Source organism: Microbacterium sp. SGAir0570 (assembly GCF_005491085.2).
Classification (GTDB): domain Bacteria; phylum Actinomycetota; class Actinomycetes; order Actinomycetales; family Microbacteriaceae; genus Microbacterium; species Microbacterium arborescens.
On sequence record NZ_CP027929.1, the window covers coordinates 3,112,309 to 3,133,406 of the forward strand.

The window sequence follows — 21,098 nt, forward strand, 5'->3', positions numbered from 1 at the left end:
GCCATTCCTGGCGAGTCGACGGAGGGACAGAGGGACCGGGGGTCAGGGGGTCAGGGCCCGGGACCAGAGGGGGCGGTGGCGGTCGACGTAGTCGCGGACGGCGGCCCAGTGGGCGCCGTGCCCCTCGACGAACATCGTCGCCCACGGCTCACGGCCAGACCGGTGCGAGGTCTCGAGGAGCGCGTACATCGCATCGACCCGGTCGCTCATCGCGCGCGGCAGCTCCGCGCGCAGCGCGGCGGATGCGCCATAGCCGTCGATGAACGAGCCCAGGCGCCCCGCGGCCACCGCCGGCTCCTCCGCGGGGTCGCCGAGAGCGAAGGTCTGCGCGGCGTAAGCGAGGTCCCACAGCCGTGTGCTCGGGGCCGCGGCATCCCAGTCGATGAAGACCCAACGCTCCCCCACGACCAGGTTCCAGGGCGCGAGGTCGTTGTGACACACCAGCTCGTCACCCGGCGCCGCGATCGCCGTCTCCCAGATCGCGCCGGCGGGCGCGACGAACGCCGCAGACGCGTCATGGATGTCGCGGACGAGGGCTCCGACGCGTCGCATCTGATCGAGGCCCATCGGGCCCGCGTCGATCGCGAGCGTCCCCTCGACGAACTCGGTGACCTGCCTGCCGGTGCCGTCGCGTCCGCGGGGCTCGGGAGCGTCGATCCCGCGCGCTCGAAGCGCCTCGACGAACGCGATGACACTGGGAGTCGATGCCGTCCACGCCTTGCGAACGGTGTCGCCGATGCGCACCACGCTGCCGCTCGCATTGCCGCCGTCGAGCCGCTCCTCCCCCGCATCCCCCGCATCCCCCACTTCCCGCACATCCCCCACTTCCCGCACGCCCCCGAGCGTAAGCCCCCACCCCCCTCTAGCCCCGTCGAGTCGCCAGAAACAGCGGGTCCGGGGCCGACCGCATCCGCCGTTCGTGGCGACTCGACGGGTCGAGGCGGGGGTCAGGCGGGGAGGGGGAGCAGGCGGAGGAGCTGGCCGGGGCGCAGGTCGTCGATGATGCCTCGGTAGGGCGCCGCGACCTCGCCGATGCGAGCCTGGCCCGCGTCGAGCGGGCGATCGACGCGCATCAGGTGCACCTCGCCCCGGTACCGCCCGTAGACGTCGAGGTCGGCCTGCAGGCTGCCGCGCTCGCGCGCATCGGCGTTGCGGATGCGCGAAGGACGGATGCCGCCGCGCGTCTCGTCCAGCCGGAAGGATGCCGCCGCCTCCTCGACCCGCAACCGCCAGGGCCGCTCCACGAGCACGGATGCCGCGGCATCGAGCCCCACCACCGGCAGCGTCACCGTGCCCGTCGCCTCGAACTCCGCGATCCAGGCCGCGTGGTCGTCGGCCACCGCGCCTTCGGCGCAGACGACGACCGCCTCGGGAACGAGCCGCCGCAGCTGGAGGTACGAGCGCCAGGCGTTGCGGTGCCGCTGCTCCTCGAGCGTCGGCAGACCGAGGTGCAGCGGTGCACGCAGCTCGCGCTCGCCGGGGATGAACGCGAACACCGGCATCCCCCGGTCGAGGAACAGCCGCGACTGCGCCACGAGGAACGACGTCGTGAGTCCGGTCTCGGGGCGCGGGTAGAAGTTGTGCCACCCGGCGACGGTCAGCCCCGCCAGCTCGTCGAGGAACGCCGCGTCGACGGTGCTCGCGTTGACGGCGATGCGGCACCCCGAGGCCTCGGCGATCCGGCCGATCTCATGCGCGTCGAAGCCGTAGTCGAGTCGCAGCATCGTGATGCCGCGGCGCGCGAGCCAGCCCCACCCCTCTTCGCCGGCCACGACGTGCTCGAGCGCGACGGGCGAGACGTCGGCGCAGAAGGTCAGTCCGTCGTCGTCGTGCGCCGCGCGCAGCACGTCGCCGAACGCATCGAGCTCGCCGGTGTCGACCATGTGCAGCGAGGTGAACAGCATCCGCTCGTCACCGCAGTCGACGGACGCGGCGGGCGCCGCTGAGGTCGACTGCGCCGTCGCGAGCACCTGATCGATGACGGCCCGCCGCGTCTCGGCGGCATCCGTGGGGTAGATCGAGAACAGCATCGGGGCGCTCCCGTCTCAGCCGAGCCGCTCGACCATGTGCTCCTTGAACCCGAAGAACCAGGTCAGCACGAAGCCCATGATGTACGAGATCACGAGGCCGCCGACGTACCAGAGCCACGCGCCGTTCGTGATGACGGCGGTCATGAGCACGCCCGAGAGGCCGAGCGCACCGGCGCCGAATCCTCCTGTGGCCTGGATGCCGAAGGCGACGAACGCACCGCCGAAACCACCGCCGAGGCACGCCGTGATGAGGGGGTAGAACAGCGGGAGCGAGACGCCGTAGATGAGGGGTTCGCCGACCCCAAGCACACCGATCGGCAGCGCCGCGCGGATGATGTTCTTCAGCCGGGTGCTCTTGGTCTTGAGGAAGATCGCGATCGCCATGCCGACCTCGCCCGCCCCGGCCATCGCCAGAACCGGCAGCAGCTCTGTGAAGCCGTGATCGGTGATGAGCTGCGCGTGGATCGGGGTCAGGCCCTGGTGGATGCCGAGCATGACCAGGGGCAGGAACAGCGACGACAGCAGGTATCCGCCGACGACGCCGCCGCGCTCGAGGGCGAAGTCGATGAGCAGCCAGTTGATGCCCTGCATGAGCAGGCCTGAGATCGGCATGATCACGAAGATGCAGATGACGGCGCCGATGAGGAGCGTCACGACCGGCACGACGAAGAGGTCGGCCCAGGCGGGAACGCGCTTGCGGATCCACTTCTCGATGACCGTGAACAGCCACGCCGTGACCATGACGCCGATGATGCCGCCGAGCGCGGGCTTGAGCTCGCCGAACAGCGGAAGGACGAGCGGCTGAGCGGGGGTGACCGTGCCGTCGGCGGCCGTCGTCGCGGCGATGCCGGCGAGCGCGGGGAGGTACGAGATCGCACCGGCGATGAGTCCGAGCACCGGGGTGCCGCCGAACTCCTTCGCCGTGTTCAGACCCACGATGAGATTGAGCGAGGTGACGACGATCGTGCCGAGGGCGGCGAACACCAGGAACCACGGGTTGGCGGTGACACTCGGGTCGATGAGCTTCCAGATGTTTCCGATCGCCACGACGAGTCCGCAGGCGATGAACCCCGGGATGATGGGCACGAAGATGTTCGCGATGTGACGGAACAGCCCGTGCACCCGCGAGGTGTGCCGCGACTTCACCTTCTGCGTGTTCTGCTGCTGCAGCGTGCGCAGGTCGGTCGCCGCGTCGACGGGCTCGCCGCCGCCGGATGCCCGCGCTCCCGCGGCCCGGCTCCCCGCCGCAGCCGCGGCGATGTCGGCGACCTCGTCCTCGGGGTCGTCGACGGGAGCCTCGGCCGGAGCATCGACGACCTCGGCGAAGGCGTCGCGCAGGCGCTGTGCGTGACCGGGACCGACGACGACCTGCAGCTGCGGACCGTCGACGACTCCCATGACGCCGTCCAGGCGCCGCAGCGCCGCGACATCCGCTTTCGACGGGTCGTGCAGATTCAGTCGCAGCCGCGTCATGCAGTTCGTGTACGAGGCGATGTTCTGCGAGCCGCCGACGAGCGGCAGGATCTCCTCGCTGAGTTCGGGGTAATCCACGGTGATTCCTTCCGGCGGACGGGGTTCGGGTGTCGGGTGCTGGGTTCGGGGCTGGTTCGGCTTGCGGCGGCGGGTCAGCCGCGTGCGCGCACGGCCTCGCGGACGAAGCCCGCGCCCGCACTCAGCCGCTCGCGGGCGGTGGCCGCGTCGACGTCGCAGAGGATCGCGACGATCGCGGTCTTGGCGTGACCGTCAGCCTCGTCGAGCGCGCGGCGCGCGGTCGCCGTGTCGCAGTCGGTCGCGGCCTGCACGATCCGGACGGCACGGGCGACGAGCTTCTCGTTGCTCGGGCGCACGTCGACCATGAGGTTGCCGTAGACCTTGCCGAGACGCACCATAGTGGCCGTCGAGATCATGTTGAGCACGAGCTTCTGGCTCGTGCCGGCCTTGAGCCGGGTCGAGCCGGTCAGCACTTCGGGACCGTTGTCGATCTCGATCGCGACGTCGGCGTGGGCGCTGATCTCGGCGTTCGGGCTGCACGAGATCGCCACCGTCGCGGCGCCGATCCGGCGGGCCTCGTCGAGTCCGCCGATGACGTAGGGCGTGCGACCGGATGCCGCGAGGCCCACGACGACGTCCCGCTCGGTGAGTCCGATGCCGGAGAGGTCGTCGGCGCCGAGCTCGCGGGAGTCCTCCGCTCCCTCGATCGCGCGGAACATCGCCTCGTGACCGCCGGCGAGCAGGCCGACGACCTGCGCGGGGTCGGTGCCGAAGGTGGGCGGGCACTCGGCCGCGTCGAGGACCCCGAGGCGGCCGCTCGTGCCGGCCCCCTGGTAGACGAGGCGTCCTCCGGCCGAGAGTGCGGCGACAGCGAGGTCGACGGCTCGGGCGATCTCGGGGATGGCCGCGGAGACTGCGCCGGCCACGCCGGCATCCTCGTCGTTCATGACGCGGAGGATCTCGTCGACGGACATCGCGTCGAGCTCGCCGGTGAGCGGGTTGGGCGTCTCGGTGGCGGGGGTCGGGTGCGGGGTGGTCACGGGTGCTCCTCGTCGGGATGCTGCGCACGCCGATGGGTGCGTGGCACGTTGTTTCACACAGGGTGCTCTTTGCGGCATCTTTTGTCAAGATCTGTGGAAGACTGAACCGACTTCCCGAGGAGGCACATGGACGGCGACGTCCTCGAAGCGACCCGCGCGATCATCCCCCGCCTGCGCCCGGCTGAGGTGCAGGTGGCTCGCGCGGTGCTCGACGATCCGTCTTTCGCGGTGACCGCGACCGTCACCAGCCTCGCCGAGCGCGCGTCGGTGTCGCAGGCGTCGGTCGTGCGCTTCGCGAAGAGCCTCGGATTCGCGGGCTACCCGTCGTTCCGCGTCGAGCTCGCACAGGAGGTCTCGCGGCGAGCGATCGAGCTCGAGCGCTCGAACATCGCCGAGGGCGAGCTCAACCCCTCCGACTCGCCCGCCGAGATGGTCGCGAAGGTCGCGTTCCACGAGGCGCGCACGATCGAGCAGACCGGCCGGATGCTCGATCTCGAGGCCCTCGAGCGCATCGCCCGGGCGATCGCCGACAGCGAGCGCGTCGTCACCTTCGGCGTCGGCGCGTCGGGCCTCGCCGCTGCCGACCTCGCGCAGAAGCTGCAGCGCATCGGGATCATGTGCCTGAGCTCGCACGACACGCACGTGCAGCTCGTGCACGCAGCCCTTGCCGACGCGCGCACCACCGCGATCGCGTTCTCGTTCAGCGGCGGCACGATCGACGTGCTCCGAGCCGTCGAGATCGCCTCCGACGCGGGAGCGTTCACGGTCGCGATCACCAACGACACCGAGTCGCCCCTCGCGGCCGCGGCATCCGCTACCCTGCGCACCCCGGCACGGGAGGCGACCCTGCGCGCCGCCGCGCTCGCGAGCCGGATGGCGCAGCTCGCGGTCGCCGACTTCGTCTTCATCCGGGTAGCGCAGCTGCGCTACCCCGACCTCGACGCGGCGCTCAGCGCCACCCGCGCCGCCGTCAACACCCAGCACCTGAGGTGACCTGCCCGTCGACTCGCCAGAAAGCGCGGGTCCGGGCGTGCCGGCATTCGCAGTTCGTGGCGAGTCGACGTATGGGTTGGTGGGGCCGGGCGGGGCCCATCCCGTCGAGTCGCCACGAAAGGCGGGTCCAAGGGGTGCGGGATCCGCAGTTCGTGGCGAGTCGACAGGGCGCGCCCGGCGGGGGCGAGGTCAGGGGTGCAGGATGCCGTCGACGCGACGGGGGATGCCCAGCGGGTTGGCCTCCTGCAACGCGGCGGGCAGCAGCGCGTCGGGCACGTTCTGGTACGCGACCGGCCGCAGGAAGCGGGTGATCGCGGCGGTTCCGACCGACGTCGTGCCGACCGCTGTCGTCGCGGGGTACGGTCCCCCGTGCTGCTGCGCCCACGTCACGGAGACGCCGGTCGGCCACTGGTTCCACAGCACCCGTCCGGCTTTCGTCGCGAGCACCGGCAGCAGCTCGGCCGCCACCGCATCGCCCTCCTCGGCGACGATCGTCGCCGTCAGCTGACCCTCGAGCAGCTTCGCGACCGCCACGAGCTGGGCGTCGTCGTCGTACTCGGCGACGAGAGCCGCCGGCCCGAACATCTCCGATACGAGTGCGTCGGGGTCGGCGATCACCGCGGCGGCGGTCGTCCGCAGCAGCGCCGGCGCGGGCGGCGCGTCGCCGTCCGACGAGGGCGTCCCGGCGAGCACGTCGACCCCGTCATGCCCCGCGGCGCCATCCAGCGCGCGGCGGAAGCCCGAGGCGATCGAGTCGTTGAGCAGCGGCGCGGGCTCCGGCAGCACGGTCGAGGCGAGGGCGTCGACGACGCCCGACCCCGCCGGAACAAGCAGCAGCCCGGGCTTCGTGCACAGCTGCCCCGCGCTGCCGGTGACCGAGGCGACGAACTGCTCGGCGATCTCCGCGCTGCGCCCCGCGGCGGCACCGCGCGTGACGAATGCGGGGTTCACGCTGCCGAGCTCGCCGTAGAACGGGATCGGCTCGGGCCGCGACATCGCGATGTCGAACAGTGCCCGGCCACCGGCGATCGAGCCGGTGAACGCGGCGGCACGGACCTCAGGATGCCGCAGCGCGTGCACCCCGGCATCCGTCCCGTGGATGACCGTGAAGATGCCCGCCGGCGCGCCCGCCGCCGCGAGGGCGGCCGTGACGATCTCGCCGGTGAGCTCAGACAGGTGCGGGTGCCCCGGGTGAGCCTTGAGCACCACGGCGTTCCCCGCCGCGAGCGCGCTGGCGGTGTCGCCGCCGGCGACGGAGAACGCGAACGGGAAGTTGCTGGCGGCGAAGACGAGCACCGTGCCGATGCCCTCGAGCTGACGGCGGATGTCGGGGCGCGGCGCCCCCATCGGATAGTCGGCGACCGCGTGATCGATGCGTGCATCGAGCCAGGACCCCTCGGCGAGCACATCGGCGAACAGGCGCAGCTGGAATGTCGTGCGCTTCAGTTCACCCCGCAGCCGCGCCTCGGCGAGATGCGTCTCGCGGCCGGCGAGGAGCACGAGGTCGTCGGCACGCGCATCCAGGCCCTCGGCCACCGCGCGCAGGGCCTCGCCCCGGACGGCGATCGGGGCGGCACGCCAGGCGGATGACGCGTCGGCGGCGATCCCGACGAACGCGTCGACCTCGGCGATCGGGGTGTCGGCGACGGGCGTCGCCGTGGCGGGGGAGGCGGCGGTGGTCATGAGCGTTCCTTCCGAGGAGAGAAGTCTGCGGGGTCGGGGAGGTCGGCGAGGTCGGCGAGATCTGCGACGCGGAGGGGTGTGCCGATCGGTCGACGGACGAGGGGCTCGACGTCGGCCGCCTGGCGGGGTCGCCCCGTTTCCCGTTCGACGAGGCACGAGAGTGCGAAGCCGCACACCCGCCCCTGGCACATCCCCATGCCGGGGCGCGCGGTCACGCGCACATCCCGCGCGTCGTCGGCGGCGAGGTCGGTCACCGTGTCGCGGACGGCCGAAAGCGGCACCTCCTCGCACCGGCACACGAGCGTGTCGTCGCGGAGCCACGTCGCCCATTGCTCGGGCACGGGGCTCGCCCGGTGCATCCCGACGGCGAAGCTCCGGCCGCGGGCGATCCGCCGTCGCAAGCGCCGCGCCGGGGCCGCCGCAACCGGCAGCCCCGCGTCGACGGCCGCGGCGAGGGCTGCCAACTCGCCCTCGGCGCACGACTGCACCGCGCCGCCGATGCCGGTCGCTTCGCCGGCGGCGTAGAGACCGGGCACGCTCGTGCGCTGGTCGCCGTCGATGACCGCGACGAGCGACCCGTCGACGTCGATGCGGGTCTCGGCCCCGGCACCGACCACGAGCTCGATCTGCGGGGTGAAGCCCCAGCCGAAGGCGACGAGGTCGACGTCGAGGGTGCGTTCGGTTCCCGGACGCACGCGCCCCGCGGCATCCACCCGGGCGATGGTCGCGCCGGTCACGCGCCCCTCCCCCGTGACGGACGTCACGACGGTGCGGGTGCGCAGCGGGATGCGGCCACGGACGAAGGTCGTCGCGTAGCCGACCCCCTCGATGAGCTTGCCCGGCTCCTGCAGCGCCCGCAGCGGGGTCGCGGCCCAGCGCGACAGCGCGTTCGCCTCGCAGACAGCGACGACCTCGACTCCCGCCCGCGCGAGTCCCGCGGCGACCGAGAGGAGGAACGGCCCGGTTCCGGCGACGACGGCGCGACGGCCGGCCGCGACCTGGTTCGCCTTCAGCATCGCCTGCACGCCGCCGGCGGCCATGACGCCGGGCAGCGTCCAGCCCGGCACGGGCAGCTGACGGTCGTAGGCGCCGGGCGCGAGCACCACGCGCGCGGCGCGGATCGCGCGATCGACCGGCGCCGCGGCATCCGCCCCGGTCACGGCGGTCGTCCGCAGCAGGAACCCGGCGCCCGCCGCGCGGTCGATCCGCCACACCTGCCGACCGGCGCTGTGGACGACACCTCCAGCCTCGACCTGACGCCGCAGCCGATCGCGCAGCCCGCGATAGCGCTCCCAGTGGTGGTGCCCCGTGTGCTCGGGATCGGCGAAGGCGTCGAGATGCCGTTCGTCGGGATGCCGCCAGTACTGGCCGCCCGTCTGCGTGCCCGCGTCGACGAGGACGACCCGCAGCCCGGCCTCGGCAGCCGTGACGGCGGCCGAGAGACCGGCGGGGCCCGCCCCGACGACGGCGAGGTCGGCACGACTCTCGACGCTCACGATCCAGCCCCTTCCGGCGCGGCTGACGACGGCGCGGGAAGCGCGAGGGGTGCGTCCGGGTCGTCGCTTCGGACGTCCTGGCCGGGACGTGCGGGAGTGACGCAGGCGCGCTGCGAGCGCTGCCCGTCGACGCTCAGCAGGCAGTCGTAGCAGACACCGATCCCACAGAAGAGCCCGCGCGGCTCACCGCTTGCTCGCGAGGCCCGCCACGACACGACGCCGGATGCCGCGAGTGCGGCGCCCACGGTCTGGCCGGGGCGGAACGGCACCGGTGCACCGTCGAAGCGGAAGGTGTCGTCGCCCGCGATCTCCGCGCTCATGCCGCAACCCGCTCGGCGAAGCGTTCGGGCCGGAAGGCGTCGAGCGGCAGGTCGGTGGGCTCGCCGCGAAGCGCCTGCACGATGAGGGCGGCCGTGCCGACGGAGAGTCCGATGCCCGCGCCCTCGTGTCCCGCGGCATGCCAGAGCCCCGGAAGCCGGGCGTCGGGGCCGATGACCGGCAGATGATCGGGGCAGTACGGCCGGAAGCCCGAGTACGTCCGGAGGATCTGCACGTCGGCGAGCACCGGGAACAGCTCGGCGCCCGCGCGCGCGATGCGTCCGACTGCCTCGGCCGAAAATGACGTGTCGAAACCGACGCGCTCGCGGCTCGCGCCCATGAGGATCGTGCCGCTGGGCGTTCCCTCGACGACCGACGAGACCTGGAGCCCCGCGTCCGACGACGCGACGTTCTGCACGTACTCGGCCGCGTACACCTTGTGCCGCACCGTCACCGGGACAGGCTCGGTCACCAGCACGAAGCCGCGCCGCGGCAGGACGGGCAGCTCGAGCCCGGCGAGCGCGGCGATCTCGCCCGCCCACGGCCCGGCGCAGTTGACGACGACGCCCGCGTCCATCGCGCCCGCCGAGGAGTCGATGCCGATAGCGCGACCGGCGCGGGTGCGGATGCCGGTGACCGTCACACCCGTCAGCAGCCGGGCTCCGCGGTCGCGGGCGAGCCGCAGCAGATGGTGCGCGGCGAGGACGGGCTGAACCTGAGCGTCGTCGGGGTAGTACACCCCGCCGGCCATCGCGGGGTTGAGGTATGGCTCGATGTCGTGCAGCGCCGCGATGTCGGGCACGTCGTCGGCCCGGATGCCGAGCGAGCGCTGGTGCTCGGCGAGCGCGTCGAGGGCCGCCTTGCCGCCCTCGCTCGCCGCGACGACGAGCCCGCCCTTGGCCTCGAACTCCCACCTGGACGCGTGTTCGGCCAGTTCGCCGCGCCAGATGCGCTGCGAGTGGAGCGCGAGTTCGAGCTCGGGCCCGACCTCCTTGTCGGAGACCAGGAGGTTGCCCTCGCACCGGCTCGTCGTGCCGGCAGCGATGGTCCCTCGCTCGACGACGGTCACCGAGAACCCGGCCTCGGCCGCCGCTCGGGCGACCGCGGCGCCGACGATGCCCGCACCGATGATGAGGACGTCGGGGCGCCCGGGGCGATCCGTCACGTGCCGACACCGCCGTCCGCGGCATCCGAGCGTGCGGGGGCCTCGCCCGACCAGTCGGTGAGCACGTGCTCGATGTGGCGGTGGACGAGGTCACGGGCGCCCGTGGCGTCGCCCGCCTCGATCGCATCGAGCATGAGGTCGTGCTCGTGGGCCGACGCGACGAGGCGCCCCTGCTCGTGGAGGTTCGCCAGTCCGAACAATCGCGTCTGCGAGCGCAGCCCCGCGACGAGGTCGACGAGCCGGGCGTTGCCGGCGTACTGCAGCAGCGCGAGGTGGAAGTCGCTGTCGGCGGCGAGGTATTCGACCAGGTCGCCCGACTGTGCGCCCGCGACGATGTCGGCGGCCTTGCGCCGGAGGTCCGGCAGCGCCGACGCCGGGATGAGCGGGGTGGCACGCTCGACGGCGGGCGGCTCGAGCATCAGGCGCAGCTCGGTGACCTCGCGGAGGTCGCGCTCGGAGACCTCCGTGATCTGGAACCCGCGGTTGGGGATCGTGACGACGAGCCCCTCGCGGGCGAGGTCGAGCATCGCCTCGCGGATGGGCGTGGCCGAGACGCCGAACTGCTCGCCCAGGCTCGGCGCGGAGTAGACCCGTCCGGGCTGCAGCTCGCCGCTGATGACGGCGGCGCGAAGCGCGCGCGTGACCGTCGAACGGATGCTGGGCTGCTTGTCCAGCCGGACCACGTTGCGGAACTCGGGCGTGCTCATGTCGTCTCCTCCGATGCGGACCCCCGCCGCATGACCTCCATGATCCCCTGCACGACGGCGAGGTCTTCCCAGGCCATGCCGACGCCGGTGTAGACGGCGGGCGCGCCGGGGCGGCGTGACAGGCGGCCCGAGACGAGCTCGACGAGGTTCGCGGGCTCGGCGAGAGGCTCGCCGCCGCGCGTTGCGCCCGCGAGGTTGCCGCTCTCCCGCACGGCCGAGGCGCGGGCTTCGACGACGATGTCGGCCGCCCGAACCAGATCGGACCCGAGCTCACGGTGATCGAGCCCGTGAGCCCCGACGGCGGCGACGACGGCGCCCGGGGCGATGTCGTCCAGGTCGAGGACGGGCGTGCTCGACGACGTCGCCGTGACGACGACATCCGCGTCCCGGGCAGCCGCGAGCGTCGCCGTCCGCGCGTCGATGCCGCGGTCGCGGAGGATCGCCACGGCGTCCTCGACCCGCTCGGGCGTGCGCCCGACGATCGTCACCTCGCCGACCGGCAGGATCGCCGCGAGCGTCGTCGCGTGCTCGATCGCCTGGGGGCCCGAGCCGAGCACCGCGAGACGATCGATCCGCCGCCGGGCGCCGCGTGGGTCGGCGGCGAGCAGAGCGCGGACGGCGACCGCGGTGACCGCCGGCGTCCGCAGCGTCGTCAGTCGCGTGCCGTCGATGATCGCCGCGGGCTGCAGGGTCGCGCGATCGAACACCAGATACCAGGCGCTGATCTTCGGCAGCCCGAGCCGCGTGTTCCCGGGCGCGATCGTGGCCACCTTGATGCCGACGGCATCCGGTGACTCCGACGGCATCAGCAGGAAGTCGCCCGCCGACAGCGGCGCGAAGATGCGCTCGTGGTCGGCCTCGACGTCGAGTCCGGATCGCAGCGCCGCGTCGATCGCCTCGACGGCCGCGGGCGGGGTCATCGCGCGCTCGATGTCGGCCGCCGAGACGACGGGGACACCCGCCGACGCTGCGCTCACAGGACGAACCCCTCGGGGAACGGGTCGCTCGGGTCGAGCATGTACTGCGCCGTGCCGGTGACCCACGCACGGCCCGTGATCGTCGGGATCACCGCGGGGATGCCGGCTACCTCGGTCTGCTCGACGAGGCGGCCCGTGAACGCGGTGCCGATGTACGACTCGTTGACGAAGTCGGTGTGCAGCGCGAGCTCGCCCCGGGCGTGGAGCTGCGCCATGCGCGCGCTCGTGCCGGTGCCGCACGGCGACCGGTCGAACCAGCCGGGATGGATGGCCATCGCGTGCCGCGAGTGCCGAGCGGTCGACCCGGGCGCTTCGAGATAGACGTGATGGCAGCCGCGGATGGTGCCGTCGACCGGATGCACGGGGCTGTCGGCCTCGTCGACGGCGGCCATGATCGCCAGCCCGGCGCGCAGCAGGTCGTCCTTGCGGGCACGCTCGAACGGCAGCCCGAGGTCGTCGAGCCGGACGATCGCGTAGAAGTTGCCGCCGAACGCCAGGTCGTAGGGCACCCGCCCGAACCCCGGAACCTCGACCGAGCGGCCGAGCCCGACGACGAACGAGGGCACGTTGCGGATGGTCACGCGATCGGCGTGACCGTCCGACACCTCCACCTCGGCGACGACGAGCCCCGCGGGGGTGTCGAGCCGGATCGTGGTGACCGGCTCGACGACGGGCACCATGCCGGTCTCGACCAGCACGGTGGCGACCCCGATCGTGCCGTGGCCGCACATCGGCAGGCATCCCGACACCTCGATGTAGAGCACGCCGACATCGGCATCCGGCCGAGTCGGAGGCTGCAGGATCGCCCCGCTCATCGCGCTGTGACCCCGCGGCTCGTTCATGAGCAGGCGTCGCAGCCCGTCGTTCTCGGCCATGAACCGCTGCCGTCGCTCCTCCATCGTGGCCCCGGGCAGGGTGCCGACGCCGCCGACGATGACACGGGTGGGCATCCCCTCGGTGTGGGAGTCCACGGCGTGGAAGACGCGCTTCGTGCGCATGAAGGAGCCTTTCGGTCGTCGGCGGCGGGGCGGGTTCAGCGGGGACGGTTGCCGCGGGTCAGCGGTAGCCCTTGCTCAGCACGGCCTCGGTGTCGGCGATGATACGCGCGGCCACCTCGTCGGGCAGGGCGAGGCGCGGCGGACGGGTCGTCGTGCTCGTGAGCACGCCCGCGACCTGCTGCGAGAGCTTGATCGCCTGGACGAACCAGGTCTTGGAGTCCCAGCGCAGCAGCGGGTGCAGGTCGCGGTAGATCTCGCGCGCCCGCACCCAGTCCTGCGGGTCGTCGGAGGTCGAGAGCGTGTAGAGCTCGACCGTCGACGCGGGGATGGCGTTGGGGTAGCCGGCGACCCAGCCCACGGCGCCGTTGAGGCCGAGCTCGAACACGACGTCGTCGGATCCGATCGAGATGTCGAGGCCCGGCGCGAGCTCGCGGATCTCGTAGGCGTGACGGACGTCGCCCGAGAACTCCTTGACCGAGACGATGAGCCCCTCGGCGAACAGCCGCGCGAGCAGGTCGGGACGCAGGTCGACCTTCGTGTCGATGGGGTTGTTGTACGCGAGGATCGGCAGGCCGACCGCAGCGACCCGGCGATAGTGGTCGACGACCTCGTCGTCGCTCGCCCGGTAGGCGTTCGGCGGCAGCAGCATGACGGCCGGAGCGCCGTTCTCGGCGGCGTGCTCGGCGAAGCGCACGCTCTCGAGAGCGCCGTAGGCTCCGACGCCCGGGATGACGGCGGCGCCGGGCGCGGCCTCGACGGCGGTGAGGAAGACACGCTTGCGCTCCTCCTCGGTGAGCGTCTGATACTCGCCGAGCGAGCCGTTGGGGATGATGCCGGTCACGCCGTTCTGCGTCGTGAAGCGCACGAGCTCGGCGTAGGCGTCGTAGTCGACGGACAGGTCGTCGCGGAACGGCAGCGTGGTCGCGAGGTTGACGCCGTGCCAGGGCTTGCGGTCGGTCATGAGTCGTTCTCCGATCTGGCGATGTCAGGCGCCGGTGTCAGTGCAATTGCAATGGTATCCATTTTCGGGGCGGGCGGGAGAGTGAGTCGGTGACGCGCCTCTTCGTTGCCTGCCCGATCCGTCGCGGCGAACTCGATCACCTGCTCGCGATCCGTGAGGGCGCGGACGAAGGCTTCCTGGAACGTCGCCCAGAAGGTCCCCTCCCCCGCCCAGCGGATGCCGTCGACACCGGAGACGTCGTCGGTGGCGACGAGCGTGATCTCGACGGCGGCGCCGAGCTGTTTCACCCGCGCCTCGCTCTGCGGGGGCTGGGTGTCGATCGCGAGTTCGCGCCGCACGGTACTCGACCGCCCGTCCCCGTCGATCGCGCGCGCCTCGAGCCGCACGAGGCCCTCGCGATCGACGATGACGGGGCCGTCGGCCGTGCGCCAGGCGCCGTCGTCGATGCGCAGCTCGAGACGCAGCCGGTCGCCGGCCACGCCGGTGGCCCGCACCTCGACGGCGGGAGGGACGGTGAACCACCCCGACGCCGCCGGCGCGGGTGAGACCCCGATGTCGACGGTCGGCGGCATGGCGGCATCCGGGGTCGTGCTGAACGCCCCGACGACGTCCCGCGCGCGACGCGCGGCATCCGCGGTCACGGCCGACTCGGCGCCGATCCCGAGGCCGGCGTCGAGCCCGGCGCCGATGACGGCCCGTGCTTCCGACGCGCTCACGAGCGAGTCCGCCATGCCGCTGCGGCACACCGCGACGAGCCGGTCGAGCAGCTCGGCGTCGTCCTGCGGCGCGGGCTCGACCCACAGGTCGTCGACCAGTGTGGTGCCGTCGGCGCGCCGCCGTGCGGGCACACCCGTCTCGACGCCGGCGAACCCGATCGTCCGGTCTGCGCCTCGCGAATACAGGTGGTACCGCTCGTCGGAGCCGTTCCAGACCGGTTCGTGGCGAAGCCCGGCGATCGAAACCGCGCCGGTCGCCGCGAGCGCCGCCGAGACATCGTCGACGTCGGCACGGGTCGCACCTCCCGGCATCCGCTGCGCGTTCCATGATCGTTCGATCGTCGTCGTCGACCCGTCGCGCGCGACGAGCACGTGCGGCCCGTAGCGCAGGCTGCGCAGTTCCGGGTCGTCGATCGTCGGCTCGGAGCGGAGCGCAGCGGGAAGCGCCAGCTCGATGCTCTCGTCGCCCTGCCAAGCACGGTCGATCGTGACGGAACCGCCCGGGTGCGCGTCGAGCTCCAACCGGCGTCCGTCGACGGCGACCTCGGCGCCACCGGCCACCCACTCGGGAATGCGCAGGTGGATCGTCAACCGCACCGGGCGGGCCTGGGTCGTCCGCACTCGCAGCGTGACGCGATCTGCGAAGGGATGCTCCTGGTCGATGTCGACGCGGATCCCTCGCTCATCCCAGCGCAGCTCGGCGGGCGTGTAGCGGGCGACCCAGAGCGCGGGCTCCGCGCCGGTCTCGCGGAAGAAGATCCCGGCCTGATGACTGACGTGGTTCTCGAGCCCGGTCCCGCCGCAGCACGTGCCGACGTTGTCGTACTCGGGCAGCGCACCGGCGTGCACCGGGAACATGTACGTCACCTCGGGGCTGTCGTCGGAGTCGACCGCGCGCCGCGAGCCGAGAATCTGGTTCTGCCGCGCCCGCTCCGCGTAGTCGAGGAAGCGGGGCTGGAGCGTATGCCCGAACAGCGCCTCGGCGAGCTTGACGAGGTTGTAGGTCGCGCAGGTCTCGGCGTTGCGCCGACCGATGTCGCCCGCGACCGTGCGCGGCGGACCCCACAGCTCGTTCTCGCCGGTGCCGCCGTGCGCGTACATGCGCCCCGGGACGATCTGGTCGAACACCCCGATCGCGGCGGCGAGGTAGCGACGCTCGCGGGTGAGCTCGTACTCGCGCACGTAACCGACGAGCTGAGGCAGGTGCTGGTTGGCGTGCATGCCGTCGAGGATGTCGCGCCCCGACGATGCCGCGTCGAGCAGGTCTGCCTGATCGAACGCTCGCGCCGCCGCGAGGAAGCGCGGCTCGTCGGCGAGGGCGCTGAGCCGCGCGAGTGTCTCGTTCATGCCGCCGAACTCGCCCGCGATGTAGAGCGACCACATGCGCTGGCGGTGGTCGTGGTCGAGCTTCTCGAGGCGGCCCGCGATCCAGTGCGCCATACCCGTGACGACCTCGAGGGCCTGCTCGTTGCCGGCGAGCTCGTAGGCGTCGAGCAGGCCCGCCATGAGCTTGTGGCATGTGTAATACGGCGCCCAGATCTCGCCGTAGGGCGCGAGATGCTCGAGCCGCGCGAACTGCCACTCGCCCGAGGCGAAGAGAAGGCCCGGGTGCGAGTACCGTCCGGTGGCGGCGAGCGCCTGCTGCACCTCGGCGAGCCCGCCCACGAGCTCGTCCACGCGCGATCGCAGCTCGTCGTCGTCCTCGCCCGCAGCAGCCAGCGCGAGCATCGAGAGGAAATGGCCCGTGTAGTGTCCGCGCAGCAGATTCGCCGTCTGCGCGACCTCACGACCGGGATAGTCGTGCTCGCCCCACGACTTTTCCGCCGGATGACCGAAGCCCTCCCACGCGCCCGGCGGCACCGCCCCGCGGGTGTCGAGCCCGGCGCCGGCGCGGAAGACCGCGAGGAGCCGGTCGATCGGGTAGACCCGGGCGAGGCGCAGCATCCGGTCATGGGCGGGGGCGAACGCGCTCGTCGGCTTCAGTCGCACCGCCCCGTAGGGGAACGGCAGCGCGCGGGGTGCGGCATCCGTCATCGCTCGTCCGCCCACTGCGCGCGCGTCCACGCCTCGACCTCGGCGGCGGAGATCGGCAGGGCCGCCGACAGCACCTCCGAGCCCGCGTCGGTGACGAGCACATCGTCTTCGAGGCGCACGCCGATGCCGCGCAACTCGGGCGGGAGGGTCAGGTCGTGGGCGTGGAAGTACAGACCGGGCTCGACGGTCATGACGACGCCCGGCTCGAGCGCCGCACCCATGTAGTCCTCGTAATGCGCCTGACTGCAGTCGTGCACGTCGAGCCCGAGGTGATGGCCGATCCCGCAGGCGAGGTATCGGCGGTGCTGCTGCCCCTCGGGTGACAGTGCCTCGTCGACCGAGACCGGCAGCAGCCCCCAGTCGTGCAGCCCCTGCGCGACGACCTCCATCGCGGCGAAGTGGAAGTCGAGATACGCCACGCCCGGCCGGATGCGGTCGAGTCCCGCACGGTGCGCCTTCTCGACGAGATCGTGCACCGCGCGCTGGGTCTGCGAGAACGTTCCGCTCGCGGGAACCGTGCGGGTCACATCGGCGGTGTAGAGCGACCGGGCCTCGACGCCCATGTCGAGCAGCAGCGCGGCATCCGGAACGACCTCGCCGTCGCACCGCACCCAGTGCAGGATGGGCGCGTGCGCGCCCGACCCGACGATCGTGGAGTAGCCCGGTCCGTTCCCGAACGTGCGTGCGTGGCGGTCGAACGTCCCCTGCAGCCACCGCTCGCCGAGGCCGTCGGCGATCGCCCGCGGCACCTCGGCCACGACCGCGCCGAATCCGGCGACCGTCGCGTCGACGGCCTCGCGGAGCTGGCCGATCTCCCACGCGTCCTTCACCATTCGCAGGCGGGCGAGCGCGCGTTCGAGCTCGACCGACACCTCGGCCCCCACCTCGGCGGCGAGCGCGGCTGCAGAGCGCGCGGCGGCGGCACCCCGCAGCTCGCCGTGGCGCCGGTCGAGCGCGGCGAGCGGCTCGACGGTCATGTCCAGCGCGTCGGACCACTCGGGCAGACCGGCCGAGGGGCCGACCCAGAGCTCGCCGTGGTTCGCATCCGAGAAGAAGCCGGCGTCACCGGGGCGGAACGGCGGCGGCAGGTACAGCACGGCGTCATGACCGCCGGCTGTGGGCCACAGCACGACCACGGCCCCCTCGACCTGGCACGCCGTCAGCCAGACGAAGCCGCTGTCGGCGCGGAAGCCGTAGTGGGCGTCGTCGTTGCGGACGGGCGCGTGACCGGCGGCCGCGACGATCACCCGCCCGGGAAGCGCGGCGCTCAGGCGGTCGCGATGATCGGATGCCGCGGCCGGGGCGCCCGCGGGCAGCTGTGGGCGGGTCGGCACGTCGGCCCAGTCGCGCGAGACGAACTCGGTGAACGCCGGCACCTGCGCGAGCCGCGGGTACCGCGTGCCGGCGTAGGGCGGACGGGGGGTGTCGGGGGCGGTCATCGCTTCTCTCCTCCGCGGTCTCGGACCAGCTCGCGCAGTCGCGTGAACGTGCGACCCGAGCCGATGCCGTCGTGCTCGAACTCGTTCGTCACCCACGACTGGGCGTTGCCGATGCGCGACAGCGTCTCGAGCTGCAGCCCCGCATCGACGTACATGTCGTCGAAGTACACCGCCGCCGCCAGCGGCACGTCGTTCGCGGCGAGCCGGTCGAGGTCGTACAACGGCGTCCAGGAGTCGCGGGCGGCCAGCGCATGGACGGCCTCCCGGAACCCGCGAAGCAGACGCACCTCGTCGAACATCCAGGGGAAGGCCATCTCGCCCGTGAACAGCAGGGGCCGCCGGTCCTCGTCGAACTCGGGACGACGGTCGCGCTCGGCCTGCGCCGCCCACGCGGTCGGCCCGCTGCTCGGGTCGCCGTAGATCGATTCCTGCAGGGTCCAGAACAGCGGGTTGCCGGCGCTGGAGCTGAGCGACTGCACGTCGGCGAGGAACGCCTCCGACAGCCGCCCGGGCCGGGCGAACGCCTTCTCGACGAGCCAGTGCAGGCGCTCGTGGCCGGGCTTCATCCCGAGGTCGATCCCGAGCGACTGGAAGCGGCGCACGGTCAGCACGTCGCCGTCGGGGAGGGTCACGTCGCCTTCGGCGAGCCGGTCGGCGATGCGCGCGATCGCCTCGGCATCCTCGGGGAATCGCCGGTACAGCTCCGCCGTCTTCGCCGCGACCCGGTCGAAGGTGCGCGCGTAGACCTCGGCGGCCCGCGGCGGGGTGCCGGGGATGCCGCCGCAGACGTAGCAGGCGGTCAGCGCCTCGGGCGCCGTCGACAGGTAGGTGAGCGTGAGGAAGCCGCCGTAGCTCTGCCCGAGTGTCGCCCACCGCCGCCCGCCGTAGAGCGTCTCGCGGACGTGCTCGAGGTCGCGGACGATCGAGTCGGCGCGGTGGAGGGACAGCAGGTCCGCGCCGGCCGCGGCGTCGAGCCCGGCCACGTCGACGGCTTCGAGGGGCGTGCTGCCCCCGGTGCCGCGCTGGTCGACGAGCACCACGCGATAATCGCGCAGGGCCTCGTCGATCCAGCCCTCGCGACGCAGCGGCCGTGGGTTCGAACCACCCGGGCCGCCCTGCAGGAACGCGAGCAGCGGCAGCTCATCGCGCGCCCGGTCGGGATCGACGAGTTCGCGCACGAGCAGCTCGATCGTCCCGGCCGCCGCTGTACCGGCGCTCCAGTCGAGCGGGACCTCGATGCGACGCTCCGCGACGCGGATGCCGGGCAGGTGGTATTCGGTCGTCATGACGCCTCCGTCTGGGTGTCGGATGCCGCGGCTGCTGCGCGGGCACGGCGAGCCTTCTCGGCGGCGCGCCGGCGGCGGTCCCACTCGGGGTTGATGCGGGGCACCGCCGCGAGCAGCGTACGGGTGTACTCGTGCTGAGGGCTCTCGAAGACGCGGTCGCGCTCCCCCGTCTCCACGATGGAACCGCGGCTCATCACGGCGATGCGGGTCGCGATCTGGCGGACGACAGCGAGGTCGTGCGCGATGAAGAGGTACGCGAAGCCCTCGTCGCGCTGCAGCGCGGTCAGCAGGTTGATCACCTGCGCCTGCACCGAGACGTCGAGCGCCGACACCGCCTCGTCGCAGATGACCATCTTCGGTCCGACCGCGAGCGCCCGGGCGATGCCGATGCGCTGTGCCTGACCTCCCGAGAACTGCGCCGGATACCGGTCGGAATGGTCGGGGTTGAGCCCCACCCGGTCCATGAGCGACCGCGTGAACGCGCGCGCCCCGGCCGGGATCTTCCGATTCTGATACCGCAGCGGTGCCGTCACGAGTCGCTCGACGGTGTGCTTGGGGTTGAGCGACGAGTACGGGTCCTGGAAGATCACCTGGACGTCGCTGCGGAAAGCGAGGAGGTCGCGCCCCTGCAGGTGCGTGACATCCCGCCCCTCGAACTCGATCGTCCCCGCCGTGGCGTCCATGAGACGGGCGATCAGCCGCGCGGCGGTCGACTTTCCCGAACCCGATTCGCCGACGAGGGCGAGAGTCTCGCCGCGCCGGATGTCGAGGTCGACGCCGTCGACGGCGCGGAAGCGGCTGCTGCGCGAGAACATCGTCGCACCCGGGCTCGCGAACTCCTTCACGAGGCCCGTCGCACGGCACAGCGGCGCGGTCTGGTCGGTCATGCCGTCTCCTCGATTCCGTCGTCCGGCGTGATCTCGCTGTCCGGCACGATCGCGATATCGGTCGTGCGCAGCTCGCCGATCGCGTCGTCGATGCGGGGAACGGCGTCGAGCAGTCGCCGCGTGTACTCCTCCTGCGGGTCGCTGAAGACCCCTTCGACGCTGCCCTGCTCGACCATGCGACCGGCTCGCATGACGACGATGTGCTCGGTCACCTCGCTGACGACCGCGAGGTCGTGCGTGATGAGGACGAGGCCGGCGCCCGTGTCGCGGCGGATCTCGGCGAGCAGATCGAGGATCTGCGCCTGCACCGTCACGTCGAGGGCCGTGGTCGGCTCATCGGCGATGATCAGCTCGGGCTCCATGCTGAGCGCCATCGCGATCATGATGCGCTGACGCATTCCGCCCGAGAACTGGTGCGGGTAGTGGTCGACGCGCTTCGCGGCATCCCTGATGTGCACCCGCTCCATCGCCTCGATCGCGACCCGCCGGGCCTCACGGCGCGAGACGCCCGACCGGTGCGACCGGTACGCCTCGGCGATCTGCGTACCGACGGTGTAGTACGGATTGAGCGACGAGAGGGGGTCTTGGAAGATCATCGCGATCCGGTCGCCGCGAACCTGCCGCATCTCCCGGCCGGGGAGGGTCAGCAGATCCCGTCCGTCGAAGGTGACCGAGCCCGTGGCGCTGCCGCCCCGGGGCAGCAGCCCCATGATCGCGAGGCTCGTCATCGACTTGCCCGAGCCCGACTCGCCGACGATCCCGAGCGCCCCGCCGCGCGGAATCGCGAAGCTCAGGCCGTCGACGACGCGGGCGGAGCCGCCGGCGGTACGGAACTGCACCGTCAGGTCATCGACGCGCAGGAGGTCGTCCGTCATCG

18 protein-coding genes are annotated in these 21,098 nt (G+C 72.4%); 1 reads left to right on the forward strand and 17 read right to left on the reverse strand.

Translation table 11 applies throughout. The features are described 5' to 3' along the window. Nucleotides 1-42 precede the first annotated feature (42 nt). The 4 genes from C1N74_RS14745 to murQ form a co-directional block, all read right to left on the reverse strand. Nucleotides 43-834, reverse strand: coding sequence for a phosphotransferase (locus tag C1N74_RS14745; RefSeq protein WP_258317938.1), 792 nt, complete (start codon nt 832-834; stop codon nt 43-45). A 113-nt stretch (nt 835-947) separates the two neighbouring features. Further along, nucleotides 948-2,030 (reverse strand): MupG family TIM beta-alpha barrel fold protein, encoded by a 1,083-nt coding sequence (locus C1N74_RS14750; protein ID WP_137750810.1) that lies wholly within the window; start codon nt 2,028-2,030, stop codon nt 948-950. Nucleotides 2,031-2,045: 15 nt separating this feature from the next. Beyond that, complete coding sequence (locus C1N74_RS14755; protein ID WP_023953754.1) at nt 2,046-3,581, reverse strand: PTS transporter subunit EIIC; 1,536 nt, start codon at nt 3,579-3,581, stop codon at nt 2,046-2,048. Nucleotides 3,582-3,655: 74 nt separating this feature from the next. Beyond that, nucleotides 3,656-4,561: an N-acetylmuramic acid 6-phosphate etherase gene (gene murQ / locus C1N74_RS14760; protein ID WP_258317939.1), complete on the reverse strand. Its 906-nt coding sequence runs from the start codon at nt 4,559-4,561 to the stop codon at nt 3,656-3,658. 126 nt (nt 4,562-4,687) lie between these two features. Here murQ and C1N74_RS14765 point away from each other — a divergent pair, with 126 nt between their 5' ends. Then, nucleotides 4,688-5,554, forward strand: a complete 867-nt coding sequence (locus C1N74_RS14765) for a MurR/RpiR family transcriptional regulator (protein ID WP_023953750.1) — start codon at nt 4,688-4,690, stop codon at nt 5,552-5,554. Nucleotides 5,555-5,743: 189 nt separating this feature from the next. Here C1N74_RS14765 and C1N74_RS14770 read toward each other — a convergent pair whose 3' ends face one another. The 13 genes from C1N74_RS14770 to C1N74_RS14830 are packed head-to-tail and all read right to left on the reverse strand — an operon-like array spanning nt 5,744 to nt 21,096. Next, nucleotides 5,744-7,237, reverse strand: coding sequence for an aldehyde dehydrogenase (NADP(+)) (locus tag C1N74_RS14770; RefSeq protein WP_137750812.1), 1,494 nt, complete (start codon nt 7,235-7,237; stop codon nt 5,744-5,746). Beyond that, complete coding sequence (locus C1N74_RS14775) at nt 7,234-8,733, reverse strand: FAD-dependent oxidoreductase (RefSeq protein WP_258317940.1); 1,500 nt, start codon at nt 8,731-8,733, stop codon at nt 7,234-7,236. The genes C1N74_RS14770 and C1N74_RS14775 overlap by 4 nt, the downstream gene beginning before the upstream one ends. Further along, nucleotides 8,730-9,053 (reverse strand): (2Fe-2S)-binding protein, encoded by a 324-nt coding sequence (locus C1N74_RS14780; protein WP_103842672.1) that lies wholly within the window; start codon nt 9,051-9,053, stop codon nt 8,730-8,732. The genes C1N74_RS14775 and C1N74_RS14780 overlap by 4 nt, the downstream gene beginning before the upstream one ends. After that, a complete protein-coding gene (locus C1N74_RS14785) occupies nt 9,050-10,216 on the reverse strand; it encodes an FAD-binding oxidoreductase (RefSeq protein WP_137750814.1) in 1,167 nt (388 codons plus the stop codon). The genes C1N74_RS14780 and C1N74_RS14785 overlap by 4 nt, the downstream gene beginning before the upstream one ends. Next, entirely contained in the window at nt 10,213-10,923 is a 711-nt protein-coding gene (locus C1N74_RS14790) for a GntR family transcriptional regulator (RefSeq protein WP_023953740.1), read from the reverse strand. The genes C1N74_RS14785 and C1N74_RS14790 overlap by 4 nt, the downstream gene beginning before the upstream one ends. Continuing rightward, entirely contained in the window at nt 10,920-11,900 is a 981-nt protein-coding gene (locus C1N74_RS14795; RefSeq protein WP_137750815.1) for an ornithine cyclodeaminase family protein, read from the reverse strand. The genes C1N74_RS14790 and C1N74_RS14795 overlap by 4 nt, the downstream gene beginning before the upstream one ends. After that, a complete protein-coding gene (locus C1N74_RS14800) occupies nt 11,897-12,898 on the reverse strand; it encodes a proline racemase family protein (RefSeq protein WP_064955768.1) in 1,002 nt (333 codons plus the stop codon). The genes C1N74_RS14795 and C1N74_RS14800 overlap by 4 nt, the downstream gene beginning before the upstream one ends. Nucleotides 12,899-12,956: 58 nt before the next feature. Then, on the reverse strand, nt 12,957-13,859 hold the full coding sequence (locus C1N74_RS14805) for a dihydrodipicolinate synthase family protein (RefSeq protein ID WP_088381041.1): 903 nt from the start codon (nt 13,857-13,859) through the stop codon (nt 12,957-12,959). Beyond that, complete coding sequence (locus C1N74_RS14810) at nt 13,856-16,639, reverse strand: glycoside hydrolase family 127 protein (protein WP_258317941.1); 2,784 nt, start codon at nt 16,637-16,639, stop codon at nt 13,856-13,858. The genes C1N74_RS14805 and C1N74_RS14810 overlap by 4 nt, the downstream gene beginning before the upstream one ends. Next, nucleotides 16,606-18,048 carry an aminopeptidase P family protein gene (locus C1N74_RS14815; protein ID WP_023953729.1) on the reverse strand — a complete coding sequence of 481 codons (1,443 nt, stop codon included), beginning with the start codon at nt 18,046-18,048 and terminating at the stop codon, nt 16,606-16,608. Before C1N74_RS14815 ends, C1N74_RS14810 begins: the two co-directional genes overlap by 34 nt. Continuing rightward, complete coding sequence (locus tag C1N74_RS14820; RefSeq protein WP_088381043.1) at nt 18,045-19,334, reverse strand: alpha/beta fold hydrolase; 1,290 nt, start codon at nt 19,332-19,334, stop codon at nt 18,045-18,047. The genes C1N74_RS14815 and C1N74_RS14820 overlap by 4 nt, the downstream gene beginning before the upstream one ends. Then, complete coding sequence (locus tag C1N74_RS14825; RefSeq protein ID WP_137750816.1) at nt 19,331-20,221, reverse strand: ATP-binding cassette domain-containing protein; 891 nt, start codon at nt 20,219-20,221, stop codon at nt 19,331-19,333. Before C1N74_RS14825 ends, C1N74_RS14820 begins: the two co-directional genes overlap by 4 nt. Then, complete coding sequence (locus tag C1N74_RS14830; RefSeq protein WP_137750817.1) at nt 20,218-21,096, reverse strand: ABC transporter ATP-binding protein; 879 nt, start codon at nt 21,094-21,096, stop codon at nt 20,218-20,220. Before C1N74_RS14830 ends, C1N74_RS14825 begins: the two co-directional genes overlap by 4 nt. Nucleotides 21,097-21,098 lie beyond the last annotated feature (2 nt).